Here is a 17,437-nt window from a genome sequence, read left to right on the forward strand (position 1 = left end):
CACAACCGATAGACGAGGTCGAATGCACTTATCGAAAATCTGGTTGGGCGCCCTGAGCGTTCGACGGAACAACAACGCGGTACTCGCTCCTACAGCCGCGCTCACCGTATCTTGCCGAGAATCCCTTCCAGCTCGTCGTTGCTGTGATAGTGGATGACCAGCTTGCCGCGTCCGCCGCGACCCTGCGCGAGTTCGACGCGTGTGGCGAAACGTTCGCCGAGCTGGCGCTCGAGATCGGCAATGTTCGGATCGCGCGCAGGCGCGCTTTTGGCTTTGCCTTTCGGCATCTGTTGCACGCGTCGCGCGGCTTCCTCGAGTTCGCGCACGCTCCAGCCATTGCGTGCCGCTTCCAGCGCCAGCGATTCGGCATCACGCTCCGGCAGCGTCAGCAGGCAACGCGCGTGGCCCATTTCCAGCTTGCCTTCATCAAGCAATTTCTTGATCGATGCGGGCAGCTCGGTCAGGCGCAGGAGATTCGACACGGTCGCACGCGAACGTCCCACCGCTTCCGCCGCCTGCTGATGGGTCAGGTCGAAATCGTCGATGAGGCGCTTGAGCGCATCGGCTTCTTCCAGCGGCGTGAGATCTTCGCGCTGGATGTTCTCGATCAGCGCCATCGCCGGAACGGCGGCTTCGGGCACGGTCTTGATCAGCGCCGGCAACTCGCTTAGCTGTGCGCGCTGCGCGGCACGCCAGCGGCGCTCGCCGGCGATCAGCTCGTAGCTGTTCTTGCCGAGCGCGCGAACCACCACCGGCTGAATCAAACCCTGTGCCTTGATCGATGCGGCGAGTTCGTCGAGCGCCTCATCGTTCCAGTGCCGGCGCGGCTGATATTTGCCGGGCTGGATCTGCTGGATTGGCAGCATGCGCAGCTCGCCTTCCTGTGCGAGCACCGACGGCGATGCGTCGTCATCGCCGCCGAGCAGGGCATCGAGCCCGCGTCCCAATCCACGCTTTTTTGCAGCAGCCATGCTCAGTCCTGTTGATTCGCGGCCGGCGCCTTGAGCGTCGGGCCGTGGTCGCCGTGTTTCGGCGATTCGTTGGGTTCGACCGTTTCCTGCTCGCCGCGCGCAAGGCCTCGCTCGCGGCGAATCATTTCGCCGGCCAATCCGATGTACGCGATCGCGCCACGCGAGCTGCGGTCGTACAGATGGATCGGCTGGCCATGACTCGGCGCCTCGGCAAGCCGCACGTTGCGCGGGATGATCGAGCGCAGCACCTTGTCGCCGAAGTGCTGGGTGAGCTGCGCGGAAACCTCGTTGCCGAGGTTGTTGCGCACGTCGTACATGGTGCGCAGCAGGCCTTCGATTTCGAGTTTCGGATTCAGCCGATGACGCACGGCCTTCACGGTATCGAGCAGGCTCGACAGGCCTTCCAGCGCGAAATATTCGCACTGCACGGGAATCAATACGCCATCGGCCGCAGTGAGCGCGTTGAGCGTGAGCAGGTTCAGCGATGGGGGGCAGTCGATGAGAACGGTGTGGTAGTTGGCCGAGACCTTGGCGAGCAGTTCCTTCAAGCGGTGTTCGCGCGCCAGCGCATCCATCAGTTTCAGTTCGGCGGCGGTGAGATCGCCGTTGCCCGGCAGCAGATCGTAAAGGCCGTTGGTCGGTACGATCGCCGTGGCGATATCCACTTCCTCCAGCAGCACTTCACAGCCGCCCGGCTTGGCATCGCGCTTGTTGATGCCCGAGGCCATGGTCGCGTTGCCCTGCGGATCCAGATCGATCAGCAATACCTTTCGCTTCGCGGCGGCCAGCGCAGCGGCGAGGTTGACGGCAGTGGTGGTCTTGCCGACGCCGCCCTTCTGGTTGGCGACAGCGATGATGCGGGCCATGGTGGAGTAGCTATCGTGCGCGAAGGACGGCTAGTGTAATGCGTCATTCCGGCCAGTGCTTCCCGCTGCCTGACGGCTTCAACCGGCGATCCGGGCGCCGCTTTCGGCGTCGAACAGATGCAATTTCTCGTTCACGAGTCCCAGCGGCACGCTGCTGCCAGCCTCAGGCAACGCGCGGGGCGAAACACGCGACACCAGCGCCTGCGCGCCGTATCGGAGGTACAGGAAAATCTCGTTGCCTACCGGCTCGACCACTTCAACCTGCGCATGCAGCACGGCGCGCGAGGTATCGGCGGGCTGCAGGTCTTCGGGGCGGACGCCAAGGACAACGGGACGATCGCGCCACGCTGCCCAGGTCGCGGAGGCGAGCGATTCGCCCAGCGTGATGTCGCCTTGCGCGGTGACGAGCGACCAGCCGTGATCGAAAGCCAGCGTACCGTGCAGCAAATTCATCGCCGGGCTGCCGACGAATCCGGCCACGAACAGATTGGCCGGACGATCGTAGAGATGCATTGGCGTGTCGATCTGCTGCACCACGCCGCCATCGAGCACGACGATGCGCTGGCCGAGCGTCATCGCCTCGATCTGATCGTGGGTGACGTAGATCATGGTGGCATTGAGCTGTCGATGCAGCCGCGCGATTTCCACGCGCATCGACAGGCGCAGCTTGGCGTCGAGGTTGGAAAGCGGCTCGTCGAGCAGGAACACTTTCGGATTGCGCACGAGCGCGCGACCGAGCGCCACGCGCTGGCGTTGTCCGCCGGAGAGCGCGGCCGGTCGCGAGGTCAGGCGTGATTCCAGTTCGAGCGTCTTCGCCGCTTCGGCGACGCGGCGATCGATATCGGCCTGCTTGTGACCGCGCAGGCGCAAACCGAAACCGAGATTTTCAGCCACCGTCATGTGCGGGTAGAGCGCGTAGTTCTGGAACACCATCGCGATGTCGCGATCTTTCGGCGCGACGTCATTGACCACGCGGCCATCAATGCTCAGTGTGCCGCTGGTGATCGACTCCAACCCGGCGATCATCCGCAGCAAGGTGGTCTTGCCGCAACCGGATGGGCCGACCAGCACCAGCAATTCGCCGTCGGCGATCGCGAAACTGGCAGCATCCACGCCCACATTGCCGCTGGCGTAGACCTTGCGCAGATTGTCGAGGCGTACGGCGGCCATGAATGTCTCCGATGCGTGCGGCCATCATGGCCGATGCAGGGCGGCCAATGCACTCGTCCGCACATCGTCGACCATTGGGCTATTCTGCCCGCGCAATCGACGACAGCAAGCACGCCCGCAGGGAGCCCGATGACCAGCCACCGTTTCCGCTTCCCCGAGGGTTTTCACTGGGGCGCCGCGACGTCGGCCTATCAGATCGAAGGTTCGCCCTTGGCCGATGGCGCCGGGCCGAGCATCTGGCAGCGCTTCGCGCACACGCCCGGCATGATGGCCAACGGCGATACCGGCGACATCGCATGCGATCATTACCGGCGTTATCGGGATGACGTGCAGCTGATGCGGGCACTGGGATTGCAGGGCTACCGTTTCAGCATCAACTGGGCGCGGGTACTTCCCGAAGGTACCGGGCGGGTGAATCCGAAGGGGCTGGATTTCTACTCGCGGCTGGTCGACGAGCTGCTCGAAAACGGCATTGTGCCGAACGCCACGCTTTTTCATTGGGATCTGCCGACCGCGCTGGACGATCGTGGTGGCTGGCTCAATCGCGACATTGCGCACTGGTTCGCCGATTACGCCGCGGTGATGTTCAAGGCTCTGGACGACCGCGTGCCACGCTGGACAACGCTCAACGAACCATGGGTCGTCACCGATGGCGGCTACCTGCATGGCCTGCTCGCGCCAGGCCACCGCAACAAGTACGAGGCGCCGATCGCTGCGCACAACCTGATGCGCGCCAGTGGCGCCGGCATCCAGGCGTACCGCGCACATGGCAATCACGAGGTCGGTGTGGTGTTCAATATCGAACCGAAATATCCGCATTCGCAGAGCGCCGAAGATCTGGCAGCGACTCGCCGCGCACACGCATACATGAATCAGCAGTTCGCCGATCCGGCATTGCTTGGCAGCTATCCGCCCGAACTCAAGGAAATTTTCGGCGATGCATGGCCGGAGTTTCCACACGACGATTTCAAGCTGATGCAGCAACCGGTGGATTTCGTCGGCATCAACTACTACACGCGCGCCGTGGTGAAACATGACGCGGAAGCGTTTCCGCTGAAGGCGTCATCGGTATTCCAGCCCAACGCGACCTATACCGAAACCGGTTGGGAAGTTTTCGAGCAGGGCCTGATCGACACGTTGACGTGGTTCAAGAATCGCTACGGCAATGTGCCGCTGTACATCACGGAAAATGGATCGGCCTTTTACGATCCGCCTGAAGCAGAAAACGGCGAGCTGGACGATCCACTGCGCGCGACGTATCTGCGCAAGCATCTCGTCGCCCTGCATCAGGCGATCGAAGCTGGCGTGAATCTCAAGGGTTACTACGCCTGGTCGCTGATGGACAACCTTGAATGGTCGCTGGGCTTTTCGAAGCGCTTTGGCCTCTATCACGTCGACTTCGCCACCCAGAAACGCACCGCGAAAACATCGGCAAAACTTTATGCAACTGTGATCGAAAGTAACGGCGAAGCTCTCGCCGCTGATTGATTTTCAACTGTTGCGGACACGCCCGATCGTCAGCAAATGACGATCGCCTTCGACGCCCGGTACGACCAGCGCGCGCGTATCGCGAAGCTCGAAACCTTCCGGAATGCCAAGCAACTCGTCATCCGGACGTTTGCCTTTCATGGCAAGCCAGATGCCTTCCGGCGCGAGTAGATGGCCGCCCCAGGCGAGCATGTCGCCGAGGCTCGCGAACGCGCGAGCGGTCACGCAATCGTATTGACCCTGGACATCTTCCACGCGTGATTGCAGCGCGCGGACATTTTCCAGTTTCAACGTTCGGATGGCCTCGCGCAGAAATCGCACTTTCTTGCCGTTGGAATCGACCAGGAGAATTTCCCGACCCGGCGCGGCGATGGCGAGCACGATGCCCGGTAAACCCGGACCCGTGCCAAGGTCGGCGAGCGTGCCACCTTGCACGAATGGCAGGATCGCCAGTGAATCGAGCAGGTGCCGCGTGACCATCTCCATCGGATCGCGTACGGCCGTCAGGTTGTAGGTCGCGTTCCAGCGCTCCAGCAGCGCGAGGTAATCAAGCAAGCGCGTCACTGCATCGGCCGGGAGCGCCATTTCCAGCTCGGCCATGCCTTGTTCGAGGCGAGTCTGCAACGCATTGCGCGCGGTCATGCTGGTTCCTGATCGACATCCGGTGCGCGCAAGTATCCGTATGGATGCTGATTGTTGCCAGCGCGTAAAAAGAAAACCCGCCACGGGCGGGTCACAAGGGTTTCAGTTCCCCTTTGCAGTGGCGCTCTGGGGCGCCTCACGCAATGCCGATCAGGCAGCGTCGAGTTCGACGCGAGTCACCATCATGCCGCGCTCGCGCAGCGCCTTGTTCAAGGTCTGCTTCAAACGCGCGCCCAGATCACGCCGATCAATAGGATCGACCTCCGGCTCGTCACGCAGCACCTGTTGTGCGCCATGGCGGATCAACTGGTCGACCTGTTCGAATACAGCGTCGGCGCGCTCGGGTTCCAGCACCTGCCAATACACCGTGCCGCTTACTTCGCGCGATGTGGCCAGCGGCTCCTCGAAACGAAGTGTCTGTCCAGCCAGGTCGATCTTGTGGGCCACGCGATCAAGTAACGGCAATACGAGATGCAGGCCTGCCTGCATCAGCCGAATGGGTTTGCCATGGCGATAAAGGCTGTAAACCTGGCCCACGGGAACGTGTCGTACGGTCGCGGCTGCGACGGCAGAAAAGAGCATCAATGAAATTAGCAGTATGAACATGATCAAAAACAACAATTTATCCTAAATATCTTCATCGCTTGCAGGAGATGGATGATACAGTCGCTTGAGCGTTCTAAGATTAACCTAGATTTAACGACAAAATTTAAAATTTAACAAATCCGCTTACTGTGGATGTCTGCAGAAATCGTGTGCAAAGGCCATGCCTAAGTGCTTGGCCTATCGATGATTGTTGCGGCGCCATAGAAGGTTCCATAAGAAACAAGCCTTGCAGATGGCCCGGCTGTTGGAGATTCCCGATCGTCAAGGGAGATGGGCGTCAAACCCTCTTGCAGCGCAACAAAACGGCTATTTGCAAAAGCTTTACAAGCCGTCGTGAAAACGATTACGTTGGCGCCGCGTTGGGGGTCAGAAAAGTTCTCGGGGCGTCATATGGCGGCTGTAACCATCAAGGATGTAGCGCGCGAGGCACGGGTTTCCGTGGCTTCGGTTTCGCGTGCATTGAATGGTGGAAACGGCGTCACGGCAGAAACGGGGCAACGCATACGCGAAGTAGCCAAGCGGCTCCGCTACGTGCCTCACGCGGCGGCACGAACCCTGATTACCCGCCGCACCAATACGATCGGTGCGCTGCTGCCGGATCTGCATGGCGAGTTCTTCTCCGAATTGATTCGTGGCATCGATCTCGCGGCGCGCGCGCGTGGATTTCACCTGCTGGTTTCCAGTTCGCATGACAGTGTCGAGGAAGCAGCTGCAGCGCTGCGCGCGATGCAGGGTCGCGTCGACGGCATGCTGATCCTGTCGCCGCGTGTGGATGCGGCATTTCTTCAGTCGAACCTTCCGGCGTCACTGCCCGCCGTGTTGCTCAACAGCGCGGTGGAGAGCGACGAATACGGCGTACTGAATATCGACAACTACACCGGCGCCTACGCCATGGTGCGGCACTTGGTTGATACAGGTCACAACGACATCGCCTTCATCACCGGACCTGAAAAGAACTTCGACGCGGAACAGCGCGAAATGGGATATCGCGCCGCCATGGCGGCACATGCGCCAAATGCTGCGATCAATATCGTTGCAGGTGATTTCACCGAGGATTCCGGATATCGCGCCGGCCGCACATTGCTGGCGCATGCAGCTCGACCGCAGGCCGTCTTTGCCGCCAACGACATGATGGCGGTGGGATGCCTGTTCGCGCTGAAGGAAGCCGGGCTCAACATCCCCCAGGACATCGCGCTCGCCGGCTTCGACGACATACCTATCGCACGCTACGTCACGCCGCCGCTCACCACGGTTCGCGTACGTATTGTCGACCTGGGCCGCAGTGCGCTGGAGCAACTCGCGGCGCTACTGGAAAACCCTGATTCACCACCAGCATCCGCACAAACACTCGGCTGCGAAATCATCACCCGTGAAACCTGTGGCATGAGGCTCGCTGCACCACTACCGAACCAAAAACAGAATTCAAATATCAGCACTTTTTTATCCGGGAGGGATTCATGAAATCACCAATACGCTTCAAGAAGAAATTGCTCGCAGGACTGATCGCCACGGCGGTCATGTCAGTCGCCACCGCGCCAACGATGTTGAGGGCCGCGAGCTCCGACGCCAACTTGCGCGGCAAGGCAACTCCGAACGCGGTTGTGACCGCCAAGGAAATCTCGACGGGCGCCACGCGTCGCACAACGGCTGGCTCGGACGGCAGCTACGCGCTGGTCGGTTTGCCACCGGGCACGTATCAGGTGGACGCCGGCGCCGGAACAGAGCGCACGGTGACTTTGACGGTTGCGTCGACCGCTTCGCTTGACCTGACCAGTGCACCAGCTCCGGGCGCGGCCAACGCCACCAACCTCAATTCGGTAACGGTGTCTGCGACGACGCTGCAGGAAGTGAAGACGTCCGAAGTGGGCGATACCGTGTCTCTGCGTGAAATCAATGCCACACCAGCGGCCTCGCGCAACTTCCTCGAGTTTGCCGATGCTGTCCCAGGCATGATTTTCACCCGCAGTTCCAATGGCAATACGAGCCTTCGCTCTGGTGCGCAGTTCGCCAGCGGCACGAACATCTACATCGATGGCGTCGGCCAGAAGAATTACGTGTTGGGTGGCGGCGGTACCGGCCAGAACAATAGCCAGGGCAACCCATTTCCGCAGTTGGCAATCGCCGAATACAAGGTCATCACCTCGAACTACAAGGCCGAATACGACCAGGTCTCCAGCGCTGCGGTCACTGCCGAGACGAAGTCCGGCACCAACGAATTCCACGGCGATGTGTTTGGTGATTTCACTAATACCGCGATGCGTGCAGAAACACCTTCCGAGCAGGCGACAGGCAAGAAAACGGTATCGCACGAAAAGAACTACGGCTTTGACCTTGGTGGACCGATCCTCAAGGATCAGGCGCACTTCTACATTGCCTACGAAGGCAAAGAGTTCGATAGCCCCATCACCGTCGTCCCCGGGGTCAGCGGTTACAACGCTGCGCTGCCGGCGAGCGCTCAGGCTCTGCTGGGTCCGGCCAGCAATCCATTCCGTGAAAACAACTGGTTCGGCAAGATCGACTGGGAACCGACCGATCGCGACCGTTTTGAGGTGAGCGCCAAGTATCGTGATGAAACCGCCATTAGCGGCGTAGGCGGCACCAGCGCTGCTACCGCTGCGGTGAACACCCTCAATAAAGACAAGCGTGCTGATCTGCGTTGGGATCACAGCACGGACAGCTGGTTCAACCGCCTGCAGGCGACATATGAGGACGCCTCCTATCACCCGGTTCCAATCCTTACTGGAGACGGCGCCCAGTACGTAGCCACCGATCTCTCCCAGACACAGACGATCCTTGTCACCGGCGCGGGTCCGCTGTCCGAGCAGGACAAGGGTCAGAAAGGTCCCTCGCTGCAGGACGATCTGACTTTCAACGATCTGGAGTGGAACGGCGACCATGTCATCAAGCTGGGCGTGAAATTCAAGGCAGTCAAATTGAGTGCGCTGGACTCCGGCGACAGCAATGCTTTGTATAGCTACTCCACCACGGCGGCTGGTACCGAATCGATTCCATATTCGGTGCAATTCGGCAGTCCGACGCCGGGCTTCAACCCGACGGCGAGCAGCTCGGACAGGCAGTTCGGCGCATACGTGCAGGACGATTGGGCCATCGATGACCACTGGACGCTGAACCTGGGCGTGCGTTGGGATTACGAGAAAACGCCGTCGTATCTCAACTTCGTAACCCCGGCCAATGTTGTCGCCGCGTTCAACAGCCAGGATCCGAACGCACCGGCAGGCCAGACCTATGCGCAATCCCTGGCCAAGGGTGGCGTCGACGTAAACGACTACATAAGTACCGGCAACAACCGCAAAGCGCAGAAGAACGAGTTTCAACCGCGCCTTGGTTTTTCCGACGATATCTTCGGCGACGAAGAGCATGTGGTCTTCGGTGGCATCGGCCGCTCCTATAACCGCAACTTGTACGAAGCATTGCAGGTCGAGCAGACCAAATCAGCGCTGTCGCAACCGACACTCAACTTCAATACAGCAGGCGTGCCCTGCGTCGTCGGCATCAACCAGTGCTTTGCATGGGACCCTGCCTATCTCAACATTCCCAATTTGCAGGCACTAGTGTCTGGCAGCAACGTCGGCAAGGAAGTCGATCTGGTCAGCAACAACATCAAGACCCCGTATTCTGATCAGATCAGCATCGGCATGCGCAACAAGATCGGCGACTGGAACACCAGTGTCACCCTTGCCCGCGTCAAGAGCTTTGACGGGCTCTACTTCCACTTGGGCAACCGTTATCCCAATGGCGCATTTTGGCAAAACGGCAGCCAGCCCTGGAACAACGGAGTACCGGGCTTTGGCAGCCTGATCATTGCCGACAGTGGTCTGGAAACCAAAACCGAAAACCTGCTGCTCTCCGCCGACAAGCCCTACACCAAGGAGTCCGGTTGGGGCGCGAGCATCGCGTACACCTATACGCATTCGCTCTACAACCACAACAACAACAACCCGGATGATCAATACGCGTTCGATTATGAAAGCGCGGCCAGTTATCCGTTCATCTCTTCCGACGTGCCAAAGCACCGCTTGGTAGTCACCGGCTCGCTGGATGGCCCGTGGGGCTTCCTCTTCGGTGGCAAGCTGACTCTGGCGACCCCTTCACCGTCCCTCGGCCAAGCTTTTTACGGTCTTCCCACCAGCACTCAAGACCACGACGGCATCTCTGGTGGTGGCGGCCAGGCGTTATCACTCGTTCCACCGGGTGAAGGCAGGTTCCTGGTGGGCGGAAAGGTCTTCGGCTATCGCGACATCGACCTGCAGGCGACCAAGAACTTCAATATCTATGCAGGCATCAGTGCTTACCTGAGAATCGACGTCATCAACCTGTTCAACTGGAACAACTACGAGGATTACCTCACGTCTTACGGCGCCAATGGCCAGCTGAGCAAGACACCGGTCATGTACAACCCAACCGGCAATATCACTGGATATCCACGCACACTGCGCGTGAGCATGGGCTTCAAGTTCTAAACGCGATTGATGTACCGATAGGTTGCAAACGAAACCCGACAAGGCCCGCTTTTGCGGGCCTTGTTTTAAATATCGCCAATGATTTTTTTGCTTTCGACAAATACAGACGCTGACATCTATGCACAACGATCAACGCATCAAAAACATCCTCGTTGTCGGTGGGGGCACGGCAGGTTGGATGGCCGCCTCAGCACTCGCCAAAGTGCTCGGCCGCGACTATTCCATTCGACTTGTCGAGTCGGAAGAAATCGGAATTGTGGGCGTCGGTGAAGCTACCGTGCCGCATCTGAAACTCTTCAACAATCTGCTTGGCATCGACGATGTCGAGTTCGTCAAGCAAACCCAAGGCACGTTCAAGCTTGGTATCCAGTTCAACGACTGGGGCAAGATCGGTGACTCCTATATCCACGGGTTCGGCAACATCGGCCACGACATCAGCCTGTTGCCTTTCCACCAGTTCTGGATCAAAGCAACGCAACTCGGCGCGGCGACGGATATCGGCGACTATTCGATCAACACCGTTGCAGCGCCGCGGGGCAAATTCATGCCTTCGGCCACAGATGTTCCGCCAACTTCACCCCTGGCGGATATTGCATACGCCTATCACTTCGACGCCAGCCTGTATGCAAAATTTCTGCGCGGCTACGCCGAAAAAATCGGCGTGATCCGCACCGAAGGTAAAATCGCGCAGACCAAGCTGCGCGCGCATGATGGCTTCGTCGAATCCGTAGTGCTTGAAAACGGCGAAATCATTGAGGCCGACTTATTCATCGATTGCTCGGGTTTTCGTGGACTGCTGATCGAACAAGCATTGAAAACCGGCTATACCGATTTTTCGTCATGGCTGCATTGTGATCGCGCCATGGCAGTGCCTTGTGAGAGCAACGGCCCGCCCACGCCATACACGCGCGCGACAGCGCGTGCTGCCGGATGGCAATGGCGCATCCCGCTGCAACACCGCATAGGAAACGGATACGTCTATTCCAGCGCGCATATCAGCGACGACGAAGCCGCGGCGACGTTGCTCGCGAATCTCGATGGACCGGTGCTCGCCGATCCGCGTCCCTTGCGTTTCACCGCAGGCATGCGCAAAAAATTCTGGAACAAGAACGTTGTTGCGCTGGGCCTGGCGAGTGGCTTCATGGAACCGCTGGAGTCCACCAGCATCCATCTGGTGCAATCGGGCATCACGAAATTGCTGAGCCTGTTTCCACGCAAGGATTTCAGCGAAACAGTGATCGATCGCTACAACGCGCAATGCACTTTCGAATACCTGCGCATCCGCGATTTCCTGATCCTGCATTTCAATGCCACCGAACGCGATGACACGCCGTTCTGGAATCTATGCCGCAACATGCAGATTCCGCAGCAGCTCAGCGACAATATTTGTCTCTTCAAGGACAGCGGTCGTTTCTATCGCGACGCCGAAGAAATGTTTGCGACCACGAGCTGGGTGCAGGTGATGATCGGTCAGGGCATCATGCCGAAGGGCTATCACCCGATGGTCGATCAGATGCCCGATCACGACCTTAAGAATTTCATGACCAGCGTGCGCAACGTCATTTCAAGCTGCGTTGACGCCATGCCGATGCATCAGGCCTTCATCGATTCGTGTTGCAAAGCCTGAACCTTCGCGTCGTTCAAGGGTCCTTTCACCTACCAAAGCCGCGATATGCGCGGTTGATTTATGTGCCCGGCTTGATGCGGGCCGATACTTTTTTTGCTGATGGAGCTGGCAATGTTTTCTCGCAGTTTTTTTCGCGCTCTTCGCGTGAACACTTTCGTGTTTTTTTTCGTCCTCGGCGCGAGCGCCGCATCGCCGGCTTCAGCGAAAGATCGATCCGATCATTTCGTGGCATCACCGCAACAGCAGGCCATGCTCAATGACATCGAGCAGCGTACGTTTCGCTGGTTCTGGGATAGCGCAAACCCCGACAACGGACTGATACCCGATCACTATCCGGGTAAATCGTTTTCGAGCATTGCCGCGGTGGGTTTCGGCCTGACGGCTTATGGCGTGGGCGTGGAACGTGGTTATATCAAGCGTGAGCAGGCGGTGGATCGCACGTTGGCGACGCTTCGGTTTTTCGAGAACGCACCGGAGAACGACAGCGAGGATGATGCGACGGGGTACCACGGTTTCTTCTATCACTTCCTCAACATGAAAACCGGCAAGCGCCATGGACGGTGGACCGAATTGTCCAGCGTGGACACGACGCTGCTACTCGGCGGCGTGCTGTTTTCGCAGTCGTACTACGACCGCGACACGCCGAAGGAAAAGGAGATTCGCCAGCTCGCCGACGACATCTATCGGAAGGTCGACTGGAGCTGGATGCAGGCGCGCGCGCCGTTGATCAGCATGGGCTGGACGCCGGGCGGCAAGTTCATTCCGGCGGACTGGAAAGGCTACTGCGAAGGCATGATGGTTTACGTGTTCGCACTGGGATCCCCGACGCACGCGGTGCAGCCCGATGCATGGAAGGCCTGGACGTCCACCAACGATCTCACCTGGGGCACGTATCAGGGGCAGACTTTTCTCGGCTTCGCGCCGATGTTCGGCCATCAGTACAGCCAGACCTGGATCGACTTTCGCGGCATCCGAGACGACTGGAATCGAAAGCACGACCTGGACTATTTCGAAAACAGCCGGCGCGCCACCATCAGCCAGCGCAACTACGCCATCGCCAACCCGCGAAACCGGACCGGTTACGGCGCGAATGTGTGGGGCCTGACGGCGAGTAATGGTCCGGGCAACTTCACCGTGCACGGCAAGGATGGCGATGACGCATTCGAGGGCTATTCCGCGCGCGGTGCCGGGCTGGATTATGTTCGCGATGACGGAACGTTGGCGCCGACGGCCGTCGGCGGGTCGATTGTGTTCGCACCCGAACTCGTGGTGCCGGCTCTGGCCGAAATGAAGCAGCGCTACGGCAAGTACATCTACAACCAGTACGGTTTCGTGGATGCCTTCAATCCGAGCTTTCATATCCAGACCCCGCTGCGTACGGGCAAAGTGGTGCCAGAATTGGGTTGGGTCGACGACGAGCAACTCGGCATCGACCAGGGCCCGATCGTGTTGATGATCGAAAACTGGCGCAGCGATTTCGTGTGGAAAGTGATGCAGAAAAATCCCTACGTGCGCAAAGGTCTCGAGCGAGCCGGCTTTACCGGCGGCTGGCTGGATCACCACGCGGATGCGCAGAACAGGGCAGCGGCCACGCCTTGATCGAAGGCGCACGCCAGCACTTGCCGAGCGTGCGGCGATCGCCGCTTCGGCACGTGTTGGCCATCTGCGTGTTGTGCGGTGTCGCGTTGCTGGGCGCATGTTCGCCTTCGACATCCGACCGCAACGAACTTACCTTCTGGACGATCGGGCGCGAGGGCGAAGCTGTCCTCAAGCTGCTGCCTGATTTCGAGCGCACGCATCCGGACATCCATCTCAAGGTGCAGCAGCTGCCGTTGACCGCAGCGCATCAGAAACTGCTCACGGCATTCGCTGGCGGTTCGAGTCCCGACATGAGCCAGCTCGGCAACACCTGGTTGCCGGAAATGGCGGCACTCGATGCGCTGGAACCGATGCAGCCACGCGTCGACCGATCTGCAGTAGTGAAACAGGACGACTATTTCGCCAGCATCTGGGCCACCAACATGATTGGCGGAACGCTGTATGGCGTGCCGTGGTACGTCGATACGCGACTGCTGTTTTATCGCAAGGACCTGTTGAAGAACGCCGGCTTCGCACAGCCGCCTCACGACTGGGCCGAGTGGCGCAGAATGCTTGCCGCGTTGAGTGATCCGCATCGCAAGGTCTACGGCATCCTGCTGCCCACCAACGAATACGAGCAGTTGATGTCGTTGGCGTTGCAGCAGCCGGACATGCTGCTGCGCGAACATGGCCGCTACGGCAATTTCGAGAGCGCGGGTTTCAAACGCGCACTCGCGTTCTACGTGGACACCTTCAAGCTGCATCAGGCGCCGGCGATCACCAATGTCGAAGCAGGTAATCCGTGGACCGAATTCGGCAACGGCGTCTACGCGTTTTACCTATCAGGGCCATGGAACATCGGCGAATTCCGCAAACGCCTGCCGGCATCGCAACAGAACAATTGGGACACCGCTCCACTGCCGGGTCCGAATGGACCGGACGGTTCGGGCATCGGCGCAGCGGGCGGTTCCAGCCTGGTGATCTTTCGCGGCTCCCGGCACAAGCAGGCGGCTTGGGAGCTGATCGAATATCTGTCGCGGCCTGACGTGCAGCGGCGCTTCTATGAGTTGCTGGGAGACATGCCGCCACGACGTAGTTCGTGGGCGCAGGGCGTATTGCATGACGATCCGCAGGCGCGCGCGTTTCGCGAACAGCTCGAACACGTGCGGCCATCGCCGCGCGTTCCGGAATGGGAGCGCATCGCCAGCGAAATGCAGCTCGTTGCCGCGCAGACCATCGCCGGAAATTTCACCGTCGACCAGGCGACGGCGGAGCTGGATCGCCGCGTCGATCGCATCCTCGAAAAGCGTCGCTGGGTACTCGATCACGCGCGTCCCGCAACCGGGGCGGCGCGATGAATTCCCGGCGTACGGCGTGGTTGTTTCTCGCGCCGGCAATGTTGGTGCTGGGCGTGTTTTTCCTGTTGCCGGTAATCGCCGCGCTCGTGCTCAGCCTCACCGATTACGACCTCTATGCGCTGGCGGATATCCACAACCTGCGCTTCGTGGCGCTAGGAAATTACTGGGCATTGCTGCAGCGGCCGTTGTTCTGGTCCGCGCTGGGCCACACGTTTTATTTCGTTGCGATCGGTGTGCCGTTGTCGATGGCCACGTCTCTGGGAGCGGCACTGTTGCTGAACTCGCCGCTGGCGCGATGCCGTTCGTTTTTTCGTACCGTGCTGTTCGCGCCCGTGGTGACGACTGTGGTCGCTGTCGCGGTGATCTGGCGTTATCTGTTCAACACCAAGTACGGCATCGCGAATGTCGTGCTCGAGCATTTCGGTTTTCACCCAATGGATTGGCTTGGCGATCCGCACTGGGCGATGCCGACCATCATCCTGTTCGCGGTGTGGAAAAACTTCGGCTACAACATGATCATCTTCCTCGCCGGTTTGCAGGCCATCCCGGTGGATCTGTACGAAGCCGCTCGTATCGACGGCGCATCGGCGTGGCGGCAATTTCGGCACATCACGTTGCCGATGCTGCGCCCCACGTTGATGATGGTGAGCATCCTCACGGTGTCCGGATATTTCCAGTTGTTCGCCGAGCCGTACGTGATGACCGAAGGCGGCCCGTTGCAGAGTACGACGAGCGTGCTGTATCTGATGTACGACGAAGGTTTCAAGTGGTGGAACCTCGGCACCGCATCGGCGGTGGCGTTCCTGTTGTTCGCGGTGATGTTTGCCGCGACGGCCGTGTTGCTGAAACTGGCGCGGCGCGGTCATGGTCATGGCGCCGATGAGGAACCTGCGTGAATCCACGTATCGCCAAGGCGCTCGTCAACGGCTTGCTGCTCGGCGGCGCGGCAGTCGCGTTGTTTCCGTTGCTGTGGATGCTGTCAGTGTCTTTCATGCGGCCAGGCGAAACCGGTTCGCTGCCGCCACCGCTGTTGCCGGCGCACGCGACATTCGACAACTATCGCGAGTTGTTCCTGCGTGCGGGCATGGGTCAGTACCTGCTCAACAGTTTGCTGGTGTCCAGCGCGATCACGCTGCTCTCGCTGGCGTGCAACCTGATGGCCGGCTATGCGTTCGCCAAGTTGCGCTTTGCCGGTCGCCGCGTGCTGTTTCAGATATTGATCGGTGGCCTGGTGATTCCGGCGCAGGTGGCGATGTTGCCGTTGTTCCTGTTGCTGAAGTATCTCGGCCTCATCGACAGCTATGCCGGCGTGATCGTGCCGGCGATGGCCACGGTGTTCGGCATCTATCTGGTGCGGCAGTACGCGCGCAGCATCCCCGACGAATTGCTGGAAGCGGCGCGCATCGACGGTGCCGGCGAATGGCGTATCTTCGTGCAGATCGTGCTGCCGCTGCTCAAGCCGATCATGGTGACCTTGGCGATCTTCACTTTTCTCGCCGCATGGAACGACTTCATGTGGCCACTGATCGTGCTGACCGGACAGGAGCACTACACGCTGCCGATCGGGCTGGCCTCACTCGCACGCGAGCACGCGCAAGACAGCGAATTGATGATGGCCGGTTCGGTCGTGACCGTGTTGCCGGTGCTGCTGCTGTTTCTGGCGCTGCAGCGCTATTACCTGCAGGGACTTTTGTTGGGCAGCGTGAAGGGCTGATTGTTTGGCCTGTGGCGGGCACCCGCCCTCACCTCAGTCCTCTCCCCGAAGGGAGAGGAGGAGGATGCTCGCAACAATCGGGTTCCTTGCTTAGAACTTGCCCGAGCGGAAGTCGGCAATGGCTTCGTGGATTTGCTCGGGCGTGTTCATCACGAACGGACCGTAGCGCGCCACGCTTTCCTTCAGCGGACGACCGGCGACGACCAGCACGCGCGATGGTTTATCGGTGCCGAGAAGCTGCAGTCGGTCGCCTTCGGACAACACGCCCAGTTCACTGCGGCGCAGCGTTTCGCCGCCAACCCCTGCGGATTCGCCATCGAACACGTACGCAAATCCTTGATGGCCGGTCGGCAGATCCAGCGTCAGCGTTGCGTTGGGCTGCAGGCTCACGTCCAGATAGACCGGCGCGGTCACGATGCCTTCGACCGGTCCGGTGGCGCCGTCGAGTTCGCCGGCAATCACACGCACTTCCACGCCGTCGGCCGGGTGCACGGTCGGGATGCGTTCCGCAGCGATGTCCTGATAACGCGGCGCCGTCATCTTGTCGGTGGCCGGCAGGTTCACCCAGAGCTGGAAACCCCACATCAGGCCGTTTTCCTGCTGCGGCATTTCCGAATGCAGGATGCCGCGGCCGGCGGTCATCCATTGCACGCTGCCGGGCGTGAGGTCGCCGCTGTTGCCGTGGTTGTCGTGGTGGCGCATGTGGCCGGCGAGCATGTAAGTCACGGTTTCAAAACCGCGATGCGGATGCTCGGGAAAGCCGGCGATGTAATCGCCCGCGTCATCCGAGCGGAATTCGTCCAGCAGCAGGAACGGATCGAGCATGTCGAGCCCGGCTTGGCCGATGATGCGCTTGAGTTTCACCCCGGCACCATCGGCGGTGTCGGTGCCGCGAATGCGTCGCGTGATGTGGCGGTCGCTCATGGCTTGCTCCTG

14 protein-coding genes are annotated in these 17,437 nt (G+C 60.0%); 8 read left to right on the forward strand and 6 right to left on the reverse strand.

Going from position 1 to position 17,437, the window contains the following annotated elements:
* Positions 1-101: 101 nt before the first annotated feature.
* The 3 genes from GSQ73_RS03980 to ugpC all read right to left on the reverse strand — a co-directional run bounded on the left by GSQ73_RS03980 (position 102) and on the right by ugpC (position 3,007).
* Positions 102-971 carry a ParB/RepB/Spo0J family partition protein gene (locus tag GSQ73_RS03980; protein WP_174236051.1) on the reverse strand — a complete coding sequence of 290 codons (870 nt, stop codon included), beginning with the start codon at positions 969-971 and terminating at the stop codon, positions 102-104.
* Between the two features lie 2 nt (positions 972-973).
* Positions 974-1,837 (reverse strand): ParA family protein, encoded by an 864-nt coding sequence (locus GSQ73_RS03985; protein ID WP_158881190.1) that lies wholly within the window; start codon positions 1,835-1,837, stop codon positions 974-976.
* A 78-nt stretch (positions 1,838-1,915) separates the two neighbouring features.
* Positions 1,916-3,007, reverse strand: coding sequence for a sn-glycerol-3-phosphate ABC transporter ATP-binding protein UgpC (ugpC, locus tag GSQ73_RS03990; protein ID WP_158881192.1), 1,092 nt, complete (start codon positions 3,005-3,007; stop codon positions 1,916-1,918).
* A gap of 129 nt (positions 3,008-3,136) precedes the next feature.
* Here ugpC and GSQ73_RS03995 point away from each other — a divergent pair, with 129 nt between their 5' ends.
* Positions 3,137-4,495 carry a GH1 family beta-glucosidase gene (locus GSQ73_RS03995; protein ID WP_158881194.1) on the forward strand — a complete coding sequence of 453 codons (1,359 nt, stop codon included), beginning with the start codon at positions 3,137-3,139 and terminating at the stop codon, positions 4,493-4,495.
* Between the two features lie 3 nt (positions 4,496-4,498).
* On the opposite strand, the gene rsmG is transcribed toward GSQ73_RS03995, so the two are convergent.
* Both rsmG and GSQ73_RS04005 read right to left on the reverse strand, forming a co-directional pair.
* Complete coding sequence (gene rsmG / locus GSQ73_RS04000; protein WP_158881196.1) at positions 4,499-5,137, reverse strand: 16S rRNA (guanine(527)-N(7))-methyltransferase RsmG; 639 nt, start codon at positions 5,135-5,137, stop codon at positions 4,499-4,501.
* A 150-nt stretch (positions 5,138-5,287) separates the two neighbouring features.
* Positions 5,288-5,743 (reverse strand): SPFH domain-containing protein, encoded by a 456-nt coding sequence (locus GSQ73_RS04005; protein WP_174236052.1) that lies wholly within the window; start codon positions 5,741-5,743, stop codon positions 5,288-5,290.
* A gap of 390 nt (positions 5,744-6,133) precedes the next feature.
* Between GSQ73_RS04005 and GSQ73_RS04010 the strand changes: the two genes are divergently transcribed.
* The 7 genes from GSQ73_RS04010 to GSQ73_RS04040 all read left to right on the forward strand — a co-directional run bounded on the left by GSQ73_RS04010 (position 6,134) and on the right by GSQ73_RS04040 (position 16,501).
* Positions 6,134-7,204 carry a LacI family DNA-binding transcriptional regulator gene (locus tag GSQ73_RS04010; RefSeq protein WP_158881740.1) on the forward strand — a complete coding sequence of 357 codons (1,071 nt, stop codon included), beginning with the start codon at positions 6,134-6,136 and terminating at the stop codon, positions 7,202-7,204.
* The gene (locus GSQ73_RS04015) at positions 7,201-10,224 is read left to right on the forward strand and encodes a TonB-dependent receptor (RefSeq protein WP_158881198.1); all 3,024 of its coding nucleotides are present in this window, start codon (positions 7,201-7,203) and stop codon (positions 10,222-10,224) included. Before GSQ73_RS04010 ends, GSQ73_RS04015 begins: the two co-directional genes overlap by 4 nt.
* 118 nt (positions 10,225-10,342) lie before the next feature.
* Positions 10,343-11,851, forward strand: coding sequence for a tryptophan halogenase family protein (locus GSQ73_RS04020; protein ID WP_158881200.1), 1,509 nt, complete (start codon positions 10,343-10,345; stop codon positions 11,849-11,851).
* Between the two features lie 111 nt (positions 11,852-11,962).
* Positions 11,963-13,450, forward strand: coding sequence for a glucoamylase family protein (locus tag GSQ73_RS04025; protein WP_158881202.1), 1,488 nt, complete (start codon positions 11,963-11,965; stop codon positions 13,448-13,450).
* A gap of 53 nt (positions 13,451-13,503) precedes the next feature.
* The gene (locus tag GSQ73_RS04030; RefSeq protein ID WP_254063260.1) at positions 13,504-14,787 is read left to right on the forward strand and encodes a sugar ABC transporter substrate-binding protein; all 1,284 of its coding nucleotides are present in this window, start codon (positions 13,504-13,506) and stop codon (positions 14,785-14,787) included.
* The gene (locus GSQ73_RS04035) at positions 14,784-15,683 is read left to right on the forward strand and encodes a sugar ABC transporter permease (protein WP_158881204.1); all 900 of its coding nucleotides are present in this window, start codon (positions 14,784-14,786) and stop codon (positions 15,681-15,683) included. The genes GSQ73_RS04030 and GSQ73_RS04035 overlap by 4 nt, the downstream gene beginning before the upstream one ends.
* On the forward strand, positions 15,680-16,501 hold the full coding sequence (locus GSQ73_RS04040) for a carbohydrate ABC transporter permease (RefSeq protein ID WP_254063261.1): 822 nt from the start codon (positions 15,680-15,682) through the stop codon (positions 16,499-16,501). The genes GSQ73_RS04035 and GSQ73_RS04040 overlap by 4 nt, the downstream gene beginning before the upstream one ends.
* Before the next feature lie 90 nt (positions 16,502-16,591).
* Here GSQ73_RS04040 and GSQ73_RS04045 read toward each other — a convergent pair whose 3' ends face one another.
* On the reverse strand, positions 16,592-17,425 hold the full coding sequence (locus GSQ73_RS04045; protein ID WP_158881206.1) for a pirin family protein: 834 nt from the start codon (positions 17,423-17,425) through the stop codon (positions 16,592-16,594).
* Between the last annotated feature and the right edge of the window lie 12 nt (positions 17,426-17,437).

Source organism: Rhodanobacter sp. L36 (assembly GCF_009765755.1).
Taxonomy (GTDB): Bacteria; Pseudomonadota; Gammaproteobacteria; order Xanthomonadales; family Rhodanobacteraceae; genus Rhodanobacter.

What these genes read in the sequence shown, in the direction of transcription:
- GSQ73_RS04005 (WP_174236052.1), bottom strand. Translation starts at nt 5,743, where the DNA reads ATGTTCATACTGCTAATTTCATTGATGCTCTTTTCTGCCGTCGCAGCC.
- GSQ73_RS04025 (WP_158881202.1), top strand. Translation starts at nt 11,963, where the DNA reads ATGTTTTCTCGCAGTTTTTTTCGCGCTCTTCGCGTGAACACTTTCGTG.
- ugpC (WP_158881192.1), bottom strand. Translation starts at nt 3,007, where the DNA reads ATGGCCGCCGTACGCCTCGACAATCTGCGCAAGGTCTACGCCAGCGGC.
- GSQ73_RS04020 (WP_158881200.1), top strand. Translation starts at nt 10,343, where the DNA reads ATGCACAACGATCAACGCATCAAAAACATCCTCGTTGTCGGTGGGGGC.
- GSQ73_RS03985 (WP_158881190.1), bottom strand. Translation starts at nt 1,837, where the DNA reads ATGGCCCGCATCATCGCTGTCGCCAACCAGAAGGGCGGCGTCGGCAAG.
- GSQ73_RS04035 (WP_158881204.1), top strand. Translation starts at nt 14,784, where the DNA reads ATGAATTCCCGGCGTACGGCGTGGTTGTTTCTCGCGCCGGCAATGTTG.
- GSQ73_RS04015 (WP_158881198.1), top strand. Translation starts at nt 7,201, where the DNA reads ATGAAATCACCAATACGCTTCAAGAAGAAATTGCTCGCAGGACTGATC.
- rsmG (WP_158881196.1), bottom strand. Translation starts at nt 5,137, where the DNA reads ATGACCGCGCGCAATGCGTTGCAGACTCGCCTCGAACAAGGCATGGCC.
- GSQ73_RS03980 (WP_174236051.1), bottom strand. Translation starts at nt 971, where the DNA reads ATGGCTGCTGCAAAAAAGCGTGGATTGGGACGCGGGCTCGATGCCCTG.
- GSQ73_RS03995 (WP_158881194.1), top strand. Translation starts at nt 3,137, where the DNA reads ATGACCAGCCACCGTTTCCGCTTCCCCGAGGGTTTTCACTGGGGCGCC.
- GSQ73_RS04045 (WP_158881206.1), bottom strand. Translation starts at nt 17,425, where the DNA reads ATGAGCGACCGCCACATCACGCGACGCATTCGCGGCACCGACACCGCC.
- GSQ73_RS04010 (WP_158881740.1), top strand. Translation starts at nt 6,134, where the DNA reads ATGGCGGCTGTAACCATCAAGGATGTAGCGCGCGAGGCACGGGTTTCC.